We start from the raw sequence: 20,236 nt of genomic DNA on the forward strand, positions 1-20,236 counted from the left end.
AGCACGTGTGTCGCCCTGGACATAAGGGCCATGATGACTTGACGTCGTCCTCACCTTCCTCCTGGTTACCCAGGCAGTCTCCTTAGAGTGCCCAGCCGAACTGCTGGCAACTAAGGACGAGGGTTGCGCTCGTTGCGGGACTTAACCCAACATCTCACGACACGAGCTGACGACAGCCGTGCAGCACCTGTCACCGAGCTCTACAAAAGTAGCACTCCCCCATCTCTGAGGGATTCTCGGGATGTCAAGCCCAGGTAAGGTTCTTCGCGTATCTTCGAATTAAACCACATGCTCCACCGCTTGTGCGGGTCCCCGTCTATTCCTTTGAGTTTTAATCTTGCGACCGTACTCCCCAGGCGGAATGCTTATTGCGTTAGCTGCATCACTGGGATGACAAGCATCCCAACGACTAGCATTCATCGTTTAGGGCGTGGACTACCAGGGTATCTAATCCTGTTTGCTCCCCACGCTTTCACGCCTCAGCGTCAGTACTGTTCCAGCAGATCGCCTTCGCCATCGGTATTCCTGGTGATCTCTACGGATTTTACCCCTACACCACCAATTCCATCTGCCTCTCCCAGACTCTAGGTTCACAGTTTCAAGTGCAGTTCCACGGTTGAGCCGTGGGCTTTCACACCTGACTTACGAACCCGCCTACGCGTCCTTTACGCCCAGTGATTCCGAGTAACGCTTGCACCCTCCGTATTACCGCGGCTGCTGGCACGGAGTTAGCCGGTGCTTATTCCTGTCATACCGTCATTATCTTCCGACAGAAAAGGAGTTTACACACCGAAATGCGTCATCCTCCACGCGGCGTTGCTGCATCAGGGTTTCCCCCATTGTGCAATATTCCCCACTGCTGCCTCCCGTAGGAGTCTGGACCGTGTCTCAGTTCCAGTGTGGCTGATCATCCTCTCAGACCAGCTACGCGTCATCGCCTTGGTGGGCCATTACCCCACCAACTAGCTGATACGATACAGGCCAATCCCTTGGCGGAATAAACCGTTTCCCTATACGACTTGACGTCCTATAGGAATATGGGGTATTAGCAGCCGTTTCCAGCTGTTATCCCCCTCCAAGGGGCATGTTACCTATACATTACTCACCCGTGCGCCACTTAGCTGACACTCGAATCCCCCGAAGGTTCATCGAGCCGTTCTCGTTCGACTTGCATGTGTTAGGCACGCCGCCAGCGTTCACTCTGAGCCAGGATCAAACTCTCCATAAATGGACAATTTAAACCTTGTCGACTGTTTGTGTTGACTTTTACTTGAAAGTCACAAAAGCTTAAAAGCTCAAAGGTTCTTACTTATCTCTTACTTGGTTGTCAAAGATCTCGTCTGTCACTCTCGCAAATGACTCACTCACGACCTCTCGAAGTCCCTTACTCAAGGGCTCCATCGTTTGTGGACGGGAATTATAGCACCATACACTCTCCTTGTCAAGGGTTTTTGGAGAAATTTTTGGAAATTTTGGAAATTTTTTATTTCATCTTGATCTCTACCTATATAATAGTGTTCAGTTTGGGGAGGGATCACAACCTATTTTATTCTCCTAATTTTGCAATATATCGATATATCGATTCGCTGTCATGCATAGAATATTCGAAATTGCCCGGGTGGCAATGAAAAGGTAAAAGGTTGAGTTTAAAGAAGGGACGAATGTACAGACTATTTCAGGAATGTATTGAATGAAAATGATTTGGTTTGAAGCCTGCGAAAGGCTTCAATGAAGTAGTGAACGAAAAGTAGATTCAGTTAGCCGACTTGCCGGCGAATGGGAGTAGAGCGCTTCCCCATGTCAATCCACCGCCGAAAGCATCAAGCAGCATCGTATCGCCATGCTGAAGTCTTCCGCTCTCCCAGATATCATTCATCGCCATAGGAATGGATGCAGAGGAGGTATTGCCATATTTTTCGACTGTAAGAACCACCTGTTCCTTGGTGAGCTTCAGTGCATCTCCGACCGCTTTGATAATTCTATAGTTTGCCTGGTGAGGAATGAAATGTTTGATATCTTCCGCCGATACTTCATTGTCATTGAGAATATTGACGACATCGCTCGTGAGTGTGCGAACGGCGATTTTGAAAGTTTCATTCCCTTTCATCTTCATCGTACACAATTTTTCTTCGATTACTTTTTCAGAGCAAGGGTTTTTGACACCGCATCCCGGTGTCATAAGAAGGTCACCATAATTGCCGTCAGCGGAGACATGAATATCCGTGATGGCCTCCGTTTTTTTTCTGGTGGCACTGACGACAGCGGCACCTGCACCATCTCCAAACAGGACACAGGTGGTACGATCGGTATAATCGACAATCGAGCTCAGTTTTTCAGCTCCCACGATAAGAACGTTTTTTTTCATTCCCGACTCTATAAATGCTTTGGCTATGGCAAGAGCATAGATAAATCCGGTACATGCTGCAGATATATCGAATGCGGTCACATTGGTTCGGCCCAGTTTTGAAGCTATGACACAAGCCGTCGAGGGCATACAGAAGTAATCAGGTGAAATAGTGGCGCAGACAATCATATCGATTTCGTTGATTTTGAGCCCCGCTCTGTGGATCGCAACTTTCGCCGCTTCGACACCCATGTCACTGGTCAGTTCATCTTCAGCAGCGATGTGTCTCTCTTTGATACCCGTTCGCTTTGTAATCCACTCATCCGTTGTGTCGACCATCGATTCGAAATCTTTGTTGGTCAAAACTTTTTTGGGAATATAGGCACCAATCGATTTTAATGCAGCATACATTGTGTGTTTACCTTTTAACCGTTCATACTCTCAAGGCGTGTCCGAATCGCTTCGTTAACATCCGACTCCACAAAACGGATGGCTTGAAACATCGCATTCTTGATCGCTTTGGGATTGCTTTTGCCGTGGCTTATTATCGTACATGCTTTTACACCCAGCAGTGGAGCACCACCATACTCGGCATAATCGATCTGTTTTTTGAGTTTGCGGAAAACTCGCTTCATGAGCAGAGCACCTGCAATGGCCACAGGAGAGTGTTTGATCTCAGACTTGAGATAGTGGCTGATCGTCTCGGCCACACCCTCGCTTGTCTTAAGCAGAACATTGCCCACGAATCCGTCACATACCACGACATCGACCGAGCCGTTGAAGATATCCCCGCCTTCTACATTACCGACGAAACTGTCGAGTTGACTGATCAGTGTATAGGCCTCTTTTGTTACCTCGTTCCCTTTCGTCGCTTCCTCGCCATTGGAAAGAAGCCCGACTTTTGCTTTGGTACATCCAAGTACCTTGTTGGCATAGGCATCACCCATTACCGCAAACTGGAAAAGATTATTGGCATCACAATCGACATTGGCTCCCACATCGAGTACGATCGTCTGCTTATCCTTTATGGATGTTGGCATAAATGTCGCAATCGCGGGACGAGAAATACCTTTAATCCGTCCGATCCGCAGCGTTGCCAAACTCATTGTCGCTCCACTGTGTCCAGCGGACACAACCGCATCGGCTTTTCCCTGACGTACGAGATCGACAGCGATATAAATAGAGGAGTCCCTGCGTTTCAAGGCATCGGTGGCATGTTCATCCATCGCGATGACATCGTCACAGTGGACGATTTCTACTTTATCCTTGAATTTTTTGGGGATGAGCGGCGCAATTTTACTCTCGTCGCCTACAAATATAGGAAGGAATTTTTTCTGTTTCAGTGCGAATATCGCACCTTCTACAATAGGGTAGTGGCCGAAGTCACCACCCATTGCGTCAATGGCAATGCGAACCATTTAGGCTTTGTATTCACCTGTAAACTTGTTCATGCGGTGAGGCATGCGCCATGTACCGTCTTTATCTTTTATCGGGCGGGCAAGTGTCAGTTTGTAATGTGTTCTACGTTTTGCTGCACGTGTTTTGCTGTTACGTCTCTTAGGTACTGCCATAATTTTTCTCCTTGGTTTTTATCAAAATTCTATTTCAAACTCATCTTTGTCTCTGCATCCGGGACACAGATGATATTCGCTCTGAATCGAAGCGATTTCACTTTTGCATATTGCGTCGAAGTCGACAATTCCGTCCAGACATTCTATCACATCAAGCGATTCATCCACCTTAAGCGGACGATCGACGATTTCGACATGAAATGGCTCTTCGACATGCTCGACATATTCCTCACCACACCGATCGCAGGAAAGAGGAAGTTCTCCCTCGATTTTTCCTTCGATCTCAGCCCGATGCTTTCCACTGCGCCAAAATTTTCCGAAACAGCGGACACCATTCTCTTCTATTGAAAACGGGCTTTCCGTCTCTCGGATTTTACGCAGAAGTATTTGCATCGGATCCCTTAGTGAATTTCTCTTTGGGCGAAGAAGAATGCTATTTCAATCCTTGCATTTTCCAGGCTGTCGCTGCCATGAACGGCATTGGCATCGATACTTTCGGCGAAGTCCGCACGGATGGTTCCGGGGGCAGCCTCTTTCGGATTGGTGGCACCCATCAGTTCACGGTTTTTCGCAACAGCGTTTTCACCTTCGAGAACCATAACAACCACCGGACCGCTTGTCATAAACTCAACAAGTTCGCCAAAGAAAGGACGGTCTTTGTGCACAGCGTAAAACTCGCCTGCATCCTGCTCGCTGAGCTGCAATTTCTTCATTGCAGCGATACGAAGACCGTTGCTCTCAAAACGATCGATGATCTTGCCGATAACATTTTTTTTGACGGCGTCGGGTTTAATAATAGAAAGCGTTCGCTCCATGGGGATATCTCCAAATAGTAAAATGGGTGGAATTATACAGGAATGTTGTTTAAGATTTTTTAAAAGAAAGAAGTAGTTTGAGTTGAAAGAGGAGAACAGACTCCTCTTTCGATGAAGATTACTCTACAACCGGCTGATGCTCAGTACGTGCTTCTTCGGAAATATCGTCACGGCATGTTGCCCCTTCGGCACAAACATCCCATACGATACATCCCTCCGTCGGACATGCTGTCGCACATGCAGGCTCGTCATGGTAGCCTACACACTCGACACATTTGTCAGGATAGACATAATAGATCTCTTCTCCTGTCGGATTGTCCTCATCGTCTACAATCGCTTCAACCGGGCACTCATCAATACAAGCACCACAGTTAATACACGTATCAGTAATCAATACAGCCATTTCAAGCTCCTTTTCAAGATTTAATCATCCGTACTATAACACAACATTTTTAAAAAGTATTTAAATGGCTCGCCTAGAGACCAAGACTCTTTCTTATCGCTTCGACTTTGTCTGTTTTTTCCCATGTGAACTCGGGAAGTTCTCGTCCGAAATGCCCATAAGTAGCCGTTTTTCGATAGATCGGACGCAATAGATCAAGTGTCTCGATAATGCCTTTCGGCGTCAAATCGAACAGCTCACGGACAGCTGCTTCGATCTTCTCTTCAGGTACTTTTCCGGTACCGTGCGTGTCGACCATAACAGATACAGGTTCAACGACTCCAATCGCATACGCAATTTGAATCGTCGCCTTTTCGCATACTCCGGCGGCAACGAGGTTTTTCGCTACATAGCGTGCGGCATACGCCCCGCTACGATCCACTTTTGTTGGATCTTTGCCACTGAACGCCCCTCCACCATGGGGGCAGCTTCCACCATAGGTATCGACAATGATTTTTCGCCCCGTCAATCCGGCATCACCCTGCGGACCACCGATCACGAATCTTCCGGTTGGATTGATATGATAGACGATATTTTCATCGATCAGCTCTTCGGGAATGACTTTATAGATCAGCTCTTCGATCACCGCATTTTTCAATTTTTCGTGCGGCACATCCGGATCGTGTTGTGTCGAAACGACGATCGTTTTCACTTTGTGCGGTTTATCATCGATATACTCCACCGTTACCTGCGCTTTTCCGTCTGGCCTTAAGAAAGGAAGAGTACCGTCTTTTCTGGCCTGAGCGAGCCCTTCGGTAAGGCGATGTGCCAGATAGATTGGAAGTGGCATCAATGTGGGTGTCTCTTTGCACGCATATCCGAACATCAATCCTTGATCTCCCGCACCGATCTCACCACTGCTCTGGTCTACACCCTGGTTGATATCGGGTGACTGCTCGCCAATGCCATTCAAAACACCGGCCGATCGATAGTCGAAGCCATATAGCGCATCGGTATATCCGATTTGGCGGACTACCTCTCTGGCGATATCCTGCATTGGCGCGTAGGTTGTTGTCTTGAGTTCTCCGGCGATAATGCAAAAACCGTTCGAGAGGAGTGTTTCACACGCGACACGCGCATTGGGATCGCGTTCGATGATATAGTCGAGAATCGCATCACTGATCTGATCGGCCATTTTGTCCGGATGACCTTCCGTCACCGATTCGGAAGTAAAAAGATAGTTTTTAGGCACTCTAAAATCCTTTTAAAATAAGCACTCTGCTCTGATTTTCGGTGGATTATATCGTAATGTATGTAAAAGATTAATCCATTTTCATAATGTAGCTTTGACACCATAGTATGTTATAATTTTTTTGTTTAGAAAACTTATCAAGGGAGAACTCATGCTTGTAACAAAAAAAGCACCTGACTTTACTGCCAATGCAGTCCTCGGAAATAACGAAATCGTCGACAATTTCAACCTTTACGAAAACTTTGGAGAAAAAGGAACCGTCCTTTTCTTTTATCCACTCGACTTCACATTCGTATGCCCGTCCGAAATCATCGCATTCGACCACAGGCTCGATGAATTCACCAGTCGCGGTATCAATGTCATCGGATGTTCCGTCGATTCACACTTCACCCACCTGGCATGGAAAAACACACCGGTGGAAAAAGGTGGTATCGGACAGGTTCGCTATCCGCTCGTAGCCGACCTTACCAAGCAGATCGCAGCCGATTACGATGTGCTTCTTGACGGTGGCATCGCACTCCGAGGGTCATTCCTGATCGATACGGATGGAACCATCCGCCATGCCGTCATCAACGACCTCCCACTCGGACGTAACATCGACGAAATGCTTCGCATGATCGATGCAATGCACTTCACAAACGAGTACGGCGAAGTTTGCCCGGCAGGATGGCACAAAGGAGAGGAAGGTATGAAAGCGGACCCGAACGGTGTTGCAGAATACCTCGCAAAACATGCGGAGGAGCTGTAAGCTCTATCCGGTTCCCGACAGCCGGCTCTCCGCCGGCTGCCTTTTCTTATCTTCTAACCTTTAACAATCGAAACGATCTTCTCTTTGATCTGCTCTGGCAACAGCTCCATCGACTCTTCGACCTTTTTTGTATTGCCATGCGGTATAAATTTGTCATCATACTCAAAAGAGTGGAGGAGAATGCTCTTCAGTGTCTCGGGCATCAGCGATTCTGCTATGGCAGAGGCGACACCGCCCATTTTTGCACCATCACTGAAAACAAACCAATGCTGGAACCGCTTGGCAGCCATTTCAAGTGCCTCGACATCGATCGGTTTGACGAAGCGAAGATCCAATACGGCCGCATTGATACCGGAATTTTTCAAATATTCCCTGACGGCTACGGCACGCCCGACGCCATTGCCGTAACCAATCAGAAGAATCTCTCCCTCTTTTTCGAGATACTCGGCTTTGCCCAGCTCGAACGGCGTAGCCGGATAGCTTCCGTTTTCAAGCATCATGGCGCCGCGTGGATACCTGAAGGCACACGGCGTCGGAAACGATCCTGCATACTCCACCGCGAGCTCCAGCGTCGCATCGTCCCTGGGTGCAAAAAGCGTCATATTTGGAATCGCCCGCAGGTAGCTGATATCAAACGCTCCCTGATGTGTTTCACCGTCTTCTCCGACGATACCGGCTCGGTCGATCGCAAATGCAACCGGCAGATTCATTAAAGCGATATCGTGAATCACCTGGTCGTAACCACGCTGCAGAAAGGTAGAGTAGATTGCGACGAAAGGTTTATACCCTTCTTTGGCCAAAGGCCCCATCGAAGTGACGGCATGCTGTTCGGCGATGCCGACATCCCAGAAGCGTTCCGGAAATTTCTCCATCAGCTGCTTCATACCGGTACCGCTCGGCATCGCTGCCGTGACACCGACGATCTTCTCATCTTTGCATGCCAGTTCGCAAAGTTTGTCACTGAAAACCTGTGTAGCGCTCGGCCTGGAACCTTTTTTCAAACTTTTTCCCGTCACTTTGTCAAACGGTCCCACACCATGCCAATGTTCATAGTACCCTTCGGCAATCTCATACCCCTTTCCCTTGGTGGTCTGGGCATGAACGATGACAGGCTTCTGCAACTCTTTCGCCATCTTGAGTGTTTCGATAAGCTGTTCGATATTGTGTCCGTCAACCGGGCCGATATACTCCAATCCCATCTCTTCGAAAAGTATACCCGGAGTGATCATGCGTATTCCCTCTTCCATGCGCTTGGCCACATAGCGTGCCGATTCGGGTAGATGCTCAAGCATCTTTTCCGTCCGCTCTTTGAATCGCTGATAAAAAGGCCCTGCCATCGCCTGTGAGAGAATACGGCTTATCGCTCCGATTGGTTTGGCGATGCTCATCTCGTTGTCGTTGAGGATGATGACGGCCGGATATTTGCGGTCCCCAAGCTCATTGAGCGCTTCATAAACCATTCCGGCACTCATCGCGCCGTCTCCGATCATTGCAACGGGTATGCGTCTACCCTCTTCTCCGCGAAGTTTGATCGCTTTGGCTGCGCCAACGGCGAGTGAAACAGACGTGGAACTGTGACCCGCCACATAATAGTCATAGGGTGACTCGCTCGGTTTCGTATAACCACTGATGCCCCCAAATTGACGCAGTGTCTCAAAAGCATCCCAACGATCCGTCAAGAGTTTATGCGCATACGCCTGATGGCTGACATCGAAAATAAAAGGATCCTTCTCCACGTCGAAAACGTAGTGCATCGCGACAATCAGATCGGTCGCACCGAGCGTACTACTCAAGTGGCCACCATGACGGCTTACCACATCGAGAATCCGTTCCCTTATTTTCGCTGCGAGTTCCTCGAGTTGCGGCACACTCATCTGCTTGATCTCTTTCATAAACATCACTCTCCCCCTACTTGACGGTTCCGAAAACCGCCTCTTTGATTCTTTCAAAACGGTGCATGATCTCACCGTCGATATTTCCAATGTCGCTTAAAATGATAACGCCTCCCATACCGACGACAGGATCGGGAACGATCTCGATATTTTGGGACGCTTCGAGATGTTCTTTGATATAGTCATAATCGTTCGGGTTGACTTTGAGTGTGATTTTTGCGGCATCTTTGACTTCTGCGAGCAGCAGTCTGGCAAGACGGAGCGCGACCTCTTTGGAGTCGTTCTGTATCTCTTTCGCCACTACCTGTTTCGCCAGGTCCAATGCCGTTTCTATCAACTCTTCTTCGATCGTATCGACCTTTTTCATAAACATTTGCCGGCTTGTTTCAAGTGCTTCAATGGTTGCCACCAACCTTGTCCGAAGCTCTTCAACCTGATGTTCCATCTCCCGTGAGCACGCGTCACGGCCAGCTTTTTCCCCCTCTTCAAACGCTCTTGTGCGCTCTTCTTCCAGACGTCTTTCAAACTCTTCTTGCTGTTTCTCAAGCTGCATCTGCATCTTGACGAGGTTACCGGAAAGCTCATCCGCCTTTTTCAGCATCTGCTCTACGACCGCATCACGTTCGGGCTCCGCATTTCCATGTGCCGGCATTGTATCATGAGAATCTACGGAACCCTTTTGAATCGGTTCTACATCTTCCCGCTCCCGATCGCAAGAGGTCTCTTCTCTCTCTTCTTTTTCCTCGGCAAGCACTTTGAAGTGATATTTCTGTATGACATGGCCACTTATTTTATCAGGCGGAATAACGGTTTCCATACTACTCTACCATCTCCTCGGCTTCTCCGATACTTACAACACCCTCTTCTGCAAGTTTCTGGACGACTTCGACAATTTTACGCTGCGCCCCTTCGACCTCTTTAACCTTCACCGCACCCATAAACTGCATCTCCTCTTCGAACGCTTCACGTGCACGCTGCGACATGTTCGACAAGAAACGTTCTTTAAGCTCTTCAGGTGCGCTTTTGAGTGCCAGCATCAAATCTTTTTTATCGACGGCTTTGAGAATCTCCCTGATCGCGTTGTTGTCAAGATTGACGATATCTTCGAACGTGAACATCATCTCTTTGATCGAACTTGCAAGCTTCTCGTCGAGCTGCTCGATCTGTACCAGTGTCGATTTTGCAGCTTTCTGCCCCAATCGGTTGAAAATATCGGCGACGGCCCTTGGTCCGCCCACTTCCACCTTGTAGCTCGCGAGCGATTCGAGTTTACTCTCCAAAACCGTCGAAACGCGCTTGATGATTTGAGGAGAAATGTCACCGAGATTGGCCATTCGCATCGCGATAACCGCACGAAGGTCGTCTTCGAAAAAACTCAATACGTTCGCTGCGTCGCCGGGATCCATATGGGCCAGAATGAGAGCGATCGTCTGAGGATGTTCATTGACGATAAAGTCGGCCAATTGCTGAGGCTTGATTTTGGAAAGAAAACTGAAACTCTGCGTACTCTGCATCGACTTGGAGAGACGATCGATAATCTTTTTTGCCTCTTCGGGCCCAAGGGCTTTATAGAGAATTTCTTTGGCGTAGTCGAGCCCGCCGGTACTGAGGTATTGGTTGGACTGCATGATGGCATGGAACTCTTCCAAAATCGCCATCGCTACAGGTCTGTCGATCGTTTTGGCCATCGCGATATATTTGGAAATTTCCGTAATGGCTTCGATATCGAGATGTGCGAATACGCTGGTTGTAATCTCTTCTCCAAGCTGAATCAACAAGATGGCGATTTTTTCCGCCATCGAAAGCTCTTCGAGCTGTGCCTGCTGTTGTGGTGTCAATTGTACACTCACGATGTTTCCTTTTTGATATTACTGGCGGTATTCTGTTCCAGTTCGCTTTCATCGCGAATCAGCGCATTGATGAGTGCTGCAAATTCATCGGTTCTCTCTTCGGCCATCTCTTTGACCTTTTCGAGCAATATATCATATTTAAGCTCATCTTCACTGAACTCTTCTCCCAATCCAAGCTGCTCTTCGACCTTTTTCCGCATTTCGGTAAACTTCTCCGTAAGCGATTCATGCTCCTCTTCGTCAAGATGGAGGACAGTCTCACCCTCCGGTGCCTCCTCGACGGGAACTTCGAGCATCTTCTCACTGAAAGGAACGATGACTTTTTTATAGAAGAGAAAGAGAATCAAGAAAAGAATCAGATATTTGAGAATCGGAACGACAGGCTCGATGTAAGCATAGAAGGTCGAGACCGCTGACTTGTAAGGAGTGGATACGAGACTCTGGGCCGTGCTTTCAAATTTGAAGTTGGAAACCGTCACCTGATCGCCGCGTCTGGGATCAAAACCGATGGCTTGCTTGACAAGAGAGCTGATCCTCTCGATCTCTTCGGAACTTCGCGGCTCGTATTTGAGAACACCATCTTCGCCCGGCACATATTTTCCATCGACAACCACGGCCGCCGTCACCCTCTCTATAGAAGCGAAAGGACCTTTGATATTGGAAACGGTTTTGGAGATCTCATAGTTGGTTGTCGTCGTCGACTTTTGATATTTCTGTTTCGATTTTTCTGACTCGATACCCTGAACGGGGCCGATATTGCTTACAGCACCGGGAACACCTCCAACCTGTTCGGGTGCGACCCCTTCTCGCTTCTCTTCCATGCTCTGTTCGCTTCGTACGACATTTTCAGGGTCATACCGCTCTTCTACACTGTTTCGTCTCGCGAAATCGAAATCGATCGTCACCTTGGCGACGACCCGGTCTTTTCCACCGATAAAAGGTGCCAGAACGTCGACGACTTTCTCTTCATACACTTTTTCGTAGCGATTTTTATACTGCATCTGAAGCTTAGCCAGCTCCCCTTCGCTCCCATCTTCCCCCGCCTCGCTCAGAGGCTCTCCGAATTCGTTGACGATTTTGACGTTTTCAGGTTTGAGATTGGGGACGGCTGCCGCTACAAGATTTTTGATACCCAGGATCTGTTTGCGTGAAAGCCGCATACCGTCGGCACTCTTAACGACCACCGAAGCACTCGGTGCTGTCTGTTTGGAGACGAACACACTCTCTTTCGGCAGTGCCAGATGTACCGAAGCGCGTTCGATAGGCTGCAGACTCTGAATCGTTCTCGCCAACTCCCCTTCGAGTGCGCGCAAAAATTTCACCTTCTGATCGAAGTCGGTCGAACCGAACTGCTGCTGATCGAAAAGTTCGAAACCGACATGGCTCTCTTTCGGAAAGCCTTTGGACGCGATATTGATACGAACTTTGTAGACTCTCTCTCTGGGGACCTCGATGACACCATCTTGCGGTATTTTGTAAGGGATCCCCTCCTTTTCCAGCTCCTGAATAATCAGCCCTGCATCCTTGGAAGAGAGATGGTCGAACAAGACGGCATAGTTGTTGCTGCGCGCGGAAGATGTATAGAGAATCAGAAAGACGATAAAACCGATAACGGCGAACAGTGTTCCTACGATGACAAGTTTTTGGGCTCTGTTCAGTTTTTCATAGAGGCGTGTGAGTTGTGCCGCCAGATCTTTGAAATTCATCGGTTCCCACTATTTATTATCAACTTTTGCATCGCATCGAAAAACCGGCTGTTTTCATCCGCTTTCCCAATCGTGATCCGAATGGCATTGAGACCATATCCTTTGAGATCTCTCACGATGATACCCTGCCGCAGCAGCGCATCGGCGATATGTGTCGAGTCGCTGACTCCATCCAGAAGGTAGGTGATGAAATTGGTGTAGCTCTCTATCGTCTCGATTCCGTGTGCTGTTGCAAACTCTCTATACCGTGCCATCTGTTCAAAACAGTCTGCCAGGCTCGTTTCGACGAACGCCTGATCCTCGAGCGCAGCTTCAGCCGCTATCAGCGAAAGCGTCGTTACATTGAACGGAGGTCTCAACTTATAGAGCGAACGAACAATCTCAACCGAGCCGATCCCGTAGCCTACCCGCATACCACCCAATCCGTACGCTTTCGAAAAAGTTCCAAGGTAGAGTACATGCGGAAATTTTTCGATCAGCCTGGCTGGGTCGAGCGCTTTGTCCGGATTTTTGAATGCCGCATACTCCTGATACGCTCCATCGACGATGACCAGCGTGTCATGGTCGATCCGTTCGATGAAGTTTTCGATGTCGACCCGATTGAGGCAGTCTCCAGTCGGGTTGTTGGGTGCGCAGATGAAGATGATCTCAGGCTCGTGCTCTTTGTAAAGTTGGTACATCGCATCGAGATCGTGAGCGATCCCCGGTGCTTTGATGACACCGGCCCCGCACTGCGCGGCGTAGATCTGATACATCGCGAAGGTGATTTCGCTCTGCAGAATCTTCGCGCCGCCGTAGAGTTTGGCATGACAGGCGAATTCTATGATCTGATCGCTTCCCGCACCGACGATCAGATTCTCCGAGCCGATGCCAAAACGGTCGCAAAGGCCCGTTTTGAGAGCCGTCATCGTGTCGTCGGGATAGCGGTACATCAAATGTGCTGCGTTTCGCACTGCATCGGCTGCTTTCCGACTGCAGCCGTGAGGGTTTTCATTGGACGCCAGTTTGACGATATCTTTGGGGTCGATGCCAAACTCCCTGACGACCAGTTCGATCGGTTTGCCCGGTTCGTAAACCTTGAGATGTTCGATGACAGGATTGAATTTCATACTAGCCCTTTAGCCGTTTTGGACATAACTGCCCAGATACTTGATCTCGTCTTTGTGTTTTTCGAAAAGTTTTCGAATATGCGGCTCGTCTTTGTGCCCTTCGAAGTCGATATAGAACCAGTAGTCGAAACCCGCCTCTTCACCGGCCGGCCGGCTCTCGATCTTTTTGAGATTCACGTTCGCATCGTGAAAGCTTTGCAGAAACTCGTAAAGGCTTCCCGGTTTGTCGGAAAGCTTTGCCAAGATCGACGTCTTATCGGCTCCGCTCGGCGCGTTTTCAAAATCGCTCAAAATGATAAAACGTGTCTTGTTCTTGTGGTTGTCTTCGATATTTTCGAACATGATCGGCACATGGTAGAGCTTCGCGGCGATATGGGAGCATATCGCCGCGCTTTCGGGATCGTTCGCGGCCATCTTCGCCGCTTTGGCCGTCGATTCTACGGGAATATACTCAACCGCATCGAGTTCGTGCTCCAGTAGAAAACTACGGCACTGATTGAATGCGATATCTTTGGAGTAGATCCGCTTGATCAGGTGCAGATGTTGCGCTTTGGTTACAAAAGAGTGATGTATCGGCATATAAAGCTCGGCGACGATTTTCAGGTCGGTCTTCGCCAGCTCGTCAAGCGTTTCACCTACGAAACCGTTGGTATTGTTTTCGATCGGCACGACGGCGAAGCGGGCCCGGTCCGCATGGACCGCTTTGAAGACCGCGGGGATGGAGTGAAGCGGAATATATTCACTCATCGCGCCGAAACGGTTCTCCGCCGCCTGGTGCGTGAAGCTTCCCTCCGGCCCCAAATAGGCGACCCGCTGCGGCTGTTCGAAGTTTCTGGCGACGGCGAAAATTTCCAGAAAGATCGCCTCGATCGCCGTTTCGGTAAGCGGACCTCGATTTTGTTGGACCAGGCGCTCGATGATCGCCTTTTCACGTTCGGGCCGATAGATGGCGCCTCCGGTTCTGTGTTTGAGTTCTCCCACTTTCTGGACCACTTCGATCCGCTCGTTCAGCAGTTCCAGCAGCTTGTCGTCGATCGCATCGATTTGTCGGCGCAGCTCTTCGAGTTTCATGCCGTCCTCCCTATTCGTACATTGAATAACACAGCGATATCGCTGGCAACCCTGTCGGCACTTTTTGCAAGCGGGGGCTTCACTTCGTCGACAGACGAGATTTTGCCGCTAAGCACCAGTGCAGTCCGCATCCCGAGCCGTTTGGCACCCATCAGATCTCCAATAAGATCGTCACTGACAATCTCCACATCGGCAAAGGTGATCGATGCATCCTGCCGCTGAAGCAGCTGAAGCGCCTTTTTGAAAAAGGGCTCGCTCGGTTTACCGACGACATCGTAATCGGCACCGGTTGCAAAAGAGATCATCTTCAAAATCGCGCCGACGCCCGGATAGCGGCGGCCATTTTTGGCATATATCGATGTTTCATGCATTCCGATCAGCCGGGCACCTTTTAGCACCAACTCGATCATCTGTGCATATTCATCGTTCGTGAAATCCTCTTTGATCGCGATCAGAACCGCATCCGGATGCTCAAAATCGAGCCTATAGCCGCGTTTTTGCAATAGTTCCAGGAATTTCGACGAACCGTAGGCCGCTACGGCTGTCGGCGGAAGCATCTCTTCGAGCACCATCAGCGGATCGAGGTAGTTCCCGTCACCAAACGAAAAACCGAGATCTCGAAGAAAAGCCTTGAAATTCTCGCTCTCTTGCTTTGTATTGTTGGTTACAAGCACAAAAGGTATGCCGTTTCGGTTGATGGTTTCGAGCGCTTCGAGAGCCCCCGGAATCGGAAGCTTATGTCTGTCGTCGATCAGCGTGCCCTGCACATCGATCATCAACCCTTTTATAGACACATCGTCTCCAGCTTGATCAAATCTTCGAAGGTTTCGCGCTGGCGGATACAACGGTCTTTTCCATCGACGATCGCCACTTCGGCCGGACGAGGACGGGTATTGTAGTTGCTCGCCATCACGAAACCATAGGCACCGGCACTGTAAACGACAACGAGATCGTTATGCTCAGTCGGCGGCAGCAGTCGGTTTTTGGCGAAAAAATCACCGCTTTCGCAAACCGGGCCGACAATATCGGCTTCACTCTCATCACCCGCTTTGCCGACCACTTCGACTTTATGATAGGCATTGTAGAGACTGGGGCGAAGCAGATCGTTCATCGCACCGTCCACGATGACGAAGCGTTTCCCCTCATTGACCTTTTCATAAAGGACACGGGTCAGGAAGTAACCGCAGTTGCCGACCATAAAGCGTCCCGGTTCACAGATGATCGTAACATCGAGGCCATACAGGGTCGAAAAGATCGCCTGTGCATATTCATAGGGTTCGATCGTCGTCTCGTTGTCGTAAACGATCCCCAGGCCTCCACCCACATCGAAAAACTTGATCTCTATTTTGATCGCTTTGAGACTTCGAACCAGGTCGGCGACAATCGCGGAAGCCTCCCTGATCGGTTCGAGCTCCGTCAGCTGCGAACCGATATGAAAGTGAATGCCGACCGGATCTAGATGTTTGGAATTGTTGGCGTATATATACATCCGCTTCGCCGTCTCGAGATCGACACCGAACTTGTTCTCGTGCAGTCCCGTCGAGATATAAGGATGTGTCTTGGGGTCGATGTTCGGATTGACACGGATACTGATACGCGCCTCTTTGCCGAGCTTCGCCGCAATCGCCTCGACACGCTCCATCTCCGCTTCACTCTCGAGATTCAACAGCAAAATATCGTCTTCGAGTGCCTCTTCGATCTCGTCGTCACCCTTTCCGACCCCGCTGAAAATAATCTGATACTTCGGAATTCCCGCCATCAGTGCCCGTTTCACTTCACCGATCGAAACACAGTCTGCACCGGAGCCGAGTCCCGCAAGATGTGAAACGACCGAAAGATTCGAGTTCGCCTTGACGGCATAACTGATGAGCGACTTTCGGCCGGAAAACGCCTTTTTCAGCTTTTGGTACTGCTCGGTGATGTGGTTGAAATCGTAAACATACAAAGGGGTATCGTATTTGTCTGCAAGCGCTCTGAAATCGATCAACAGAAGACCTTTTGATGAAATTTTTTCTATTTTATCAAAAAAAGGTTGAAGTGTGGATGATGGATAAGATATCGCTATCGGTTCGTTCTGAAAAGGTAACTGTAGAGTGCACCCAGGCCCAGCAGTGCGACCGTTGCGACCATACCAAGCTCCGGGAGCACCACACCGCTGAGACTGATGCGGTAAAGAAGATAGATGACACCCCAGACAAAGAGTGTAATCCCCGTCAAAACGAACGATACCCAAAGAAGATTTGTACTTCTGGCATGCGGGGGGATGGAAAGAAAGAAGATGACGACAAGAAACATTGCAAAGAAGGGTGATACGACCATATAGTAAAAGATGGACCGTACTTTCGAGGTCTCCAGTCTCTGCGTCAGAAGCAGGTTCAGTGCTTCGTAGGCATCCTGGATCGTGTAGTAGCGTTTTCCTTCGAAAACGGAGGTCAGGATTTTTGGTTTGAATCCCTGCAGCGTTTTGATCTCGTCTTTGTACTCGATGGCGAGCCCTTCGCCCCCCAGCCCTTTGGGTGAGGGCTTTTTAACGATTTTCGCATGTCTGATGATCCAGCTTTCACCGTCGAAATGTGCTGTTTTGCCGTAGATCATTTCGGCCGCCCCGTTCTCCTGTGTCGTATAGACACGTATATCTTTGGCCTCTTTGCTGGCAGGAATCAGCTGGGCGATATAGATGAAGCTGTCGTTATATTTCACGAAAAGATTGCGGGTGACATTTTCACTTTTTTTACCCTGCAATAGACGCTTCGCGGAGAGTTCCGCATCGACGAAAGGGGTAAAATGCATGACGATATACAGAAGTGTCAAAAAGAATGCAACCCAGAAAAACGGCCGTAAAACCGCCTTTTTCGAATATCCGAGCGCATAGAAGCTCACCAATGCATTGGAGCGAATAAGCGCCATCTTCGCCACGATCATCGAAAGTACCAGTGCGATGGGAAACAGAAGGTTCAGCGCATAGGAGCCTTTGTAAAACAGATAGAGAATCTTGATGTTGAAGCCATTCAGCTTCGAAGCGTTTTGCATATAGTCGAGTCCGGCGAAAAAGAAGGCGAGTGCGAACGCTATGATGAAAAAGTGTTTCAGATAGAGCTGTGCCACATATCTAAACATCCTCATGATACGCCCCACACCGGTTTTTTGACCGTATAGTGCGATGCGACATAATCGATGGGATGGCGTATCAACTCGAGTGACGCCTTTGCGGCGTATTCGATCCACTCGGGCAACAGACGCTGCTCTTCGGGTGAAAAGTCGCTCAAAACATAATCGGCCACCTGCGATTTGTAGACTGGCTTTCCGATCCCCATCCGAACACGGATATAGCCGTTTCCTACCATCGCATCGATCGACTTGAGGCCGTTATGACCACCGCTGCCGCCGCCTTGCTTGAAACGCAGCGCTCCAAACGGCAGATCGAGATCGTCATGAATGACGATGATATGGTCCGTTTCGATTTTGTAAAATTGTTTGACAGCCTGCACCGAAAGACCGGATCGGTTCATATAGGTGGTTGGTTTGAGAAAAAGGAGATTCGATTTTTTGAAAAGTTCGCCGTGAAACGACGAGGAGGCGGAATGGGCTCCCGACATCCCGACCAGAGAGTCGAGTGTCATGAAGCCGATATTGTGGCGTGTTTTTTCGTACTCCGCGCCCGGGTTTCCCAGGCCGACTACGAGCCACATGCAGATTACTTCGCTTTGATGATCCCGACAACCGGAACGCGACCGGCAACCATGATTTTATATTTGTCGGATTCGGGAATATCACGAATCAAAATCGCATCGCCGACATCGAGGTCGGATACGTCGAGAACGAACGCTTCGGGAATGTTTTCGATCGTTCCCTTGACTTTGATACGGCGCTTGGAGATTGCCAAAACACCCTTGTTTTTGAGACCCTTCGGTGTTCCGACCGTTTTGACCGGTACCATGTAGTGTGTTTCGACACCCGGTTGCGCAACCATCAGGTCGACATGCAGGATCTGGTCGGTAACGGGGTGAAGCTGGTACTCCTGGATAACGACATCCATCTCTTTGTCGCCCACTTTGACCGGGAATGCCAGTTTCTCTTTGTGGCGCACGGTTCGGATAAATTCACCCATCTTGAATGCGGCATGCGTGTTTTCAAGCCCTTTTCCATAGATGTTGGCGATTAGATAACCATCTCGGCGCAGTTTTTTTGCATCGCTCTTGCCGATACTCTCTCTAACGATTCCTTCCAACATTGTGTTGTCCTTACAAAAAATTTAGTGCCTCGGCACTTTAAGAGGCGAATTATACTCAACTTCTGTTTAATCTTCTTTTAATCCAAAAATGTCACTGTCATGTTCGGAGATGAAGACCCCTTCACGCGACTGGCCGTGTTCAACGTCGCTCTGCATTCCTTCGATACGCAGTTTGAGATCATTCGGGCTCGAAGCGTTGCGCAGCGCCTCCTCCATCGTGATTTTCCCCTTCTTGTAGAGCTTCAAAAGTGCCGTATCGAAACTCTGCGTTCCATAAATCTGCGTTCCTTCGTCAAGCGCATCCTTGATCTCGAGGTCACGCCCTTCAAGAATCAGCTTCTGGATGTATGAGGTGTTGAAGAGAATCTCGACAGCTGCCGTCTTGTTGCCATCGACCGTTTTGACGAGCCGCTGCGACAGGACACCTTCAAGAACGGAGGCGAGTGTATTTCGAACGCGGTTTTGATCTTCCGCCGGAAAGACACTGATCACACGATTGATCGTCTCTTTCGCATCGAGCGTATGCAGTGTAGAAAAGACGAGATGGCCGGTCTCGGCCGCATGAAGCGCCGTATCGATCGTTTCGACGTCGCGCATCTCACCGACCAGGATGATATCGGGGTCTTCACGCAGTGCGGAGCGCAGCGCGTTGGCGAAGCTGAGCGAATCCTGGCCGACACTTCGCTGGTTGATAAGGCACTTTCGGTCCTTATGGACGAACTCGATAGGATCTTCGATTGTGATGATATGTTTGCGGTGCTTTTTGTTGATTTCGTCGATCAATGCAGCGAGTGTCGTCGATTTACCCGAACCCGTGACACCCGTTACCAGCACAAGGCCGCGGGAGATATCGGTAAGTTTGTGCAGTGCGGAAGGTAGTTCCAGCTCGTCGATCGTCATGATGTCCACCGGAATGATCCTGAAGACCGCGGATACCCCATCCATCTGAAAAAACATGTTGCCGCGGAAGCGTGTCTTCTCGTCATAAACGTACAAAAAGTCGATCTCTTTGTTTTCCACGAACTCTCTGAAGCGCCCCCTCAGCATCTCTTTGGCCAGCGTCAGCGACTCCTCTTTCGTCATCTTCTCTTTCGTAACCGTTACAATCTCGCCATTGATACGGGCACGGACAGGAGCGTTGGCCTTGATATGGAGATCACTTCCTTCATGCTCGATAAGCCCTTTCATATAGCGACGTACTTTGTTGGTGACGTCGAAGGTCAACTCCTTGATATCGACGTCGTATTCCGAATATTCCATGTTCC

Annotated in this window: 20 protein-coding genes and 1 rRNA gene (1 of these 21 running past the window's edge); 1 reads left to right on the plus strand and 20 read right to left on the minus strand. The window is 49.3% G+C overall.

Annotation, left to right across the window (positions count from 1 at the left end; genetic code table 11):
• The 8 genes from QUD54_RS04480 to metK form a co-directional block, all read right to left on the minus strand.
• A 16S ribosomal RNA gene (locus QUD54_RS04480) occupies positions 1–1,228 on the minus strand; it reaches 301 nt to the left of the window's first position.
• A 525-nt stretch (positions 1,229–1,753) separates the two neighbouring features.
• A complete protein-coding gene (locus tag QUD54_RS04485; protein WP_286337760.1) occupies positions 1,754–2,755 on the minus strand; it encodes a beta-ketoacyl-ACP synthase III in 1,002 nt (333 codons plus the stop codon).
• 14 nt (positions 2,756–2,769) lie between these two features.
• Positions 2,770–3,762 carry a phosphate acyltransferase PlsX gene (gene plsX / locus QUD54_RS04490; protein ID WP_286337761.1) on the minus strand — a complete coding sequence of 331 codons (993 nt, stop codon included), beginning with the start codon at positions 3,760–3,762 and terminating at the stop codon, positions 2,770–2,772.
• Positions 3,763–3,915, minus strand: coding sequence for a 50S ribosomal protein L32 (rpmF, locus tag QUD54_RS04495; protein WP_286337762.1), 153 nt, complete (start codon positions 3,913–3,915; stop codon positions 3,763–3,765).
• Between the two features lie 21 nt (positions 3,916–3,936).
• Entirely contained in the window at positions 3,937–4,308 is a 372-nt protein-coding gene (locus tag QUD54_RS04500; protein ID WP_286337763.1) for a YceD family protein, read from the minus strand.
• Between the two features lie 8 nt (positions 4,309–4,316).
• A complete protein-coding gene (gene ndk / locus QUD54_RS04505; protein WP_286337764.1) occupies positions 4,317–4,730 on the minus strand; it encodes a nucleoside-diphosphate kinase in 414 nt (137 codons plus the stop codon).
• Between the two features lie 118 nt (positions 4,731–4,848).
• On the minus strand, positions 4,849–5,133 hold the full coding sequence (locus QUD54_RS04510) for a 4Fe-4S dicluster domain-containing protein (RefSeq protein WP_286337765.1): 285 nt from the start codon (positions 5,131–5,133) through the stop codon (positions 4,849–4,851).
• A 73-nt stretch (positions 5,134–5,206) separates the two neighbouring features.
• Positions 5,207–6,364, minus strand: a complete 1,158-nt coding sequence (metK, locus tag QUD54_RS04515; RefSeq protein ID WP_286337766.1) for a methionine adenosyltransferase — start codon at positions 6,362–6,364, stop codon at positions 5,207–5,209.
• A 151-nt stretch (positions 6,365–6,515) separates the two neighbouring features.
• On the opposite strand from metK, the gene QUD54_RS04520 reads away from it, so the two are divergent.
• Positions 6,516–7,112, plus strand: coding sequence for a peroxiredoxin (locus QUD54_RS04520; protein WP_286337767.1), 597 nt, complete (start codon positions 6,516–6,518; stop codon positions 7,110–7,112).
• Positions 7,113–7,165: 53 nt separating this feature from the next.
• Here the strand turns inward: QUD54_RS04520 and dxs are convergent, their stop codons facing one another.
• From dxs to QUD54_RS04580, 12 genes are all read right to left on the minus strand, one after another.
• A complete protein-coding gene (gene dxs / locus QUD54_RS04525) occupies positions 7,166–9,004 on the minus strand; it encodes a 1-deoxy-D-xylulose-5-phosphate synthase (RefSeq protein WP_286338006.1) in 1,839 nt (612 codons plus the stop codon).
• A 16-nt stretch (positions 9,005–9,020) separates the two neighbouring features.
• A complete protein-coding gene (gene fliH, locus QUD54_RS04530) occupies positions 9,021–9,821 on the minus strand; it encodes a flagellar assembly protein FliH (RefSeq protein WP_286337768.1) in 801 nt (266 codons plus the stop codon).
• Position 9,822: 1 nt separating this feature from the next.
• A complete protein-coding gene (gene fliG / locus QUD54_RS04535) occupies positions 9,823–10,803 on the minus strand; it encodes a flagellar motor switch protein FliG (protein WP_406600585.1) in 981 nt (326 codons plus the stop codon).
• Between the two features lie 47 nt (positions 10,804–10,850).
• Positions 10,851–12,560, minus strand: coding sequence for a flagellar basal-body MS-ring/collar protein FliF (gene fliF, locus QUD54_RS04540; RefSeq protein ID WP_286337770.1), 1,710 nt, complete (start codon positions 12,558–12,560; stop codon positions 10,851–10,853).
• The gene (gene hisC, locus QUD54_RS04545) at positions 12,557–13,669 is read right to left on the minus strand and encodes a histidinol-phosphate transaminase (RefSeq protein ID WP_286337771.1); all 1,113 of its coding nucleotides are present in this window, start codon (positions 13,667–13,669) and stop codon (positions 12,557–12,559) included. The genes fliF and hisC overlap by 4 nt, the downstream gene beginning before the upstream one ends.
• Positions 13,670–13,678: 9 nt before the next feature.
• Positions 13,679–14,740 carry a prephenate dehydratase gene (pheA, locus tag QUD54_RS04550; RefSeq protein WP_286337772.1) on the minus strand — a complete coding sequence of 354 codons (1,062 nt, stop codon included), beginning with the start codon at positions 14,738–14,740 and terminating at the stop codon, positions 13,679–13,681.
• Complete coding sequence (locus QUD54_RS04555; RefSeq protein ID WP_286337773.1) at positions 14,737–15,516, minus strand: HAD-IIA family hydrolase; 780 nt, start codon at positions 15,514–15,516, stop codon at positions 14,737–14,739. Before QUD54_RS04555 ends, pheA begins: the two co-directional genes overlap by 4 nt.
• 8 nt (positions 15,517–15,524) lie before the next feature.
• Positions 15,525–16,727 carry a diaminopimelate decarboxylase gene (gene lysA / locus QUD54_RS04560; protein ID WP_406600576.1) on the minus strand — a complete coding sequence of 401 codons (1,203 nt, stop codon included), beginning with the start codon at positions 16,725–16,727 and terminating at the stop codon, positions 15,525–15,527.
• Positions 16,728–16,801: 74 nt separating this feature from the next.
• Complete coding sequence (locus QUD54_RS04565) at positions 16,802–17,863, minus strand: LptF/LptG family permease (RefSeq protein WP_286337774.1); 1,062 nt, start codon at positions 17,861–17,863, stop codon at positions 16,802–16,804.
• Positions 17,860–18,429, minus strand: coding sequence for an aminoacyl-tRNA hydrolase (gene pth, locus QUD54_RS04570; protein WP_286337775.1), 570 nt, complete (start codon positions 18,427–18,429; stop codon positions 17,860–17,862). Before pth ends, QUD54_RS04565 begins: the two co-directional genes overlap by 4 nt.
• A gap of 5 nt (positions 18,430–18,434) precedes the next feature.
• Positions 18,435–18,971: a 50S ribosomal protein L25/general stress protein Ctc gene (locus QUD54_RS04575; protein ID WP_286337776.1), complete on the minus strand. Its 537-nt coding sequence runs from the start codon at positions 18,969–18,971 to the stop codon at positions 18,435–18,437.
• A 66-nt stretch (positions 18,972–19,037) separates the two neighbouring features.
• Entirely contained in the window at positions 19,038–20,231 is a 1,194-nt protein-coding gene (locus QUD54_RS04580) for a type IV pilus twitching motility protein PilT (RefSeq protein WP_286337777.1), read from the minus strand.
• Between the last annotated feature and the right edge of the window lie 5 nt (positions 20,232–20,236).

It is taken from the genome of Hydrogenimonas cancrithermarum (genome assembly GCF_030296055.1).
Taxonomy (GTDB): Bacteria; Campylobacterota; Campylobacteria; order Campylobacterales; family Hydrogenimonadaceae; genus Hydrogenimonas; species Hydrogenimonas cancrithermarum.

Bases quoted from the DNA above. Each gene is read 5' to 3' on its own strand.
- QUD54_RS04485 (WP_286337760.1), bottom strand. From the start codon at position 2,755: ATGTATGCTGCATTAAAATCGATTGGTGCCTATATTCCCAAAAAAGTT.
- plsX (WP_286337761.1), bottom strand. From the start codon at position 3,762: ATGGTTCGCATTGCCATTGACGCAATGGGTGGTGACTTCGGCCACTAC.
- rpmF (WP_286337762.1), bottom strand. From the start codon at position 3,915: ATGGCAGTACCTAAGAGACGTAACAGCAAAACACGTGCAGCAAAACGT.
- QUD54_RS04500 (WP_286337763.1), bottom strand. From the start codon at position 4,308: ATGCAAATACTTCTGCGTAAAATCCGAGAGACGGAAAGCCCGTTTTCA.
- ndk (WP_286337764.1), bottom strand. From the start codon at position 4,730: ATGGAGCGAACGCTTTCTATTATTAAACCCGACGCCGTCAAAAAAAAT.
- QUD54_RS04510 (WP_286337765.1), bottom strand. From the start codon at position 5,133: ATGGCTGTATTGATTACTGATACGTGTATTAACTGTGGTGCTTGTATT.
- QUD54_RS04520 (WP_286337767.1), top strand. From the start codon at position 6,516: ATGCTTGTAACAAAAAAAGCACCTGACTTTACTGCCAATGCAGTCCTC.
- dxs (WP_286338006.1), bottom strand. From the start codon at position 9,004: ATGAAAGAGATCAAGCAGATGAGTGTGCCGCAACTCGAGGAACTCGCA.
- fliH (WP_286337768.1), bottom strand. From the start codon at position 9,821: ATGGAAACCGTTATTCCGCCTGATAAAATAAGTGGCCATGTCATACAG.
- fliG (WP_406600585.1), bottom strand. From the start codon at position 10,803: ATGGCGGAAAAAATCGCCATCTTGTTGATTCAGCTTGGAGAAGAGATT.
- fliF (WP_286337770.1), bottom strand. From the start codon at position 12,560: ATGAATTTCAAAGATCTGGCGGCACAACTCACACGCCTCTATGAAAAA.
- hisC (WP_286337771.1), bottom strand. From the start codon at position 13,669: ATGAAATTCAATCCTGTCATCGAACATCTCAAGGTTTACGAACCGGGC.
- pheA (WP_286337772.1), bottom strand. From the start codon at position 14,740: ATGAAACTCGAAGAGCTGCGCCGACAAATCGATGCGATCGACGACAAG.
- QUD54_RS04555 (WP_286337773.1), bottom strand. From the start codon at position 15,516: ATGATCGATGTGCAGGGCACGCTGATCGACGACAGACATAAGCTTCCG.
- QUD54_RS04565 (WP_286337774.1), bottom strand. From the start codon at position 17,863: ATGAGGATGTTTAGATATGTGGCACAGCTCTATCTGAAACACTTTTTC.
- pth (WP_286337775.1), bottom strand. From the start codon at position 18,429: ATGTGGCTCGTAGTCGGCCTGGGAAACCCGGGCGCGGAGTACGAAAAA.
- QUD54_RS04575 (WP_286337776.1), bottom strand. From the start codon at position 18,971: ATGTTGGAAGGAATCGTTAGAGAGAGTATCGGCAAGAGCGATGCAAAA.
- QUD54_RS04580 (WP_286337777.1), bottom strand. From the start codon at position 20,231: ATGGAATATTCGGAATACGACGTCGATATCAAGGAGTTGACCTTCGAC.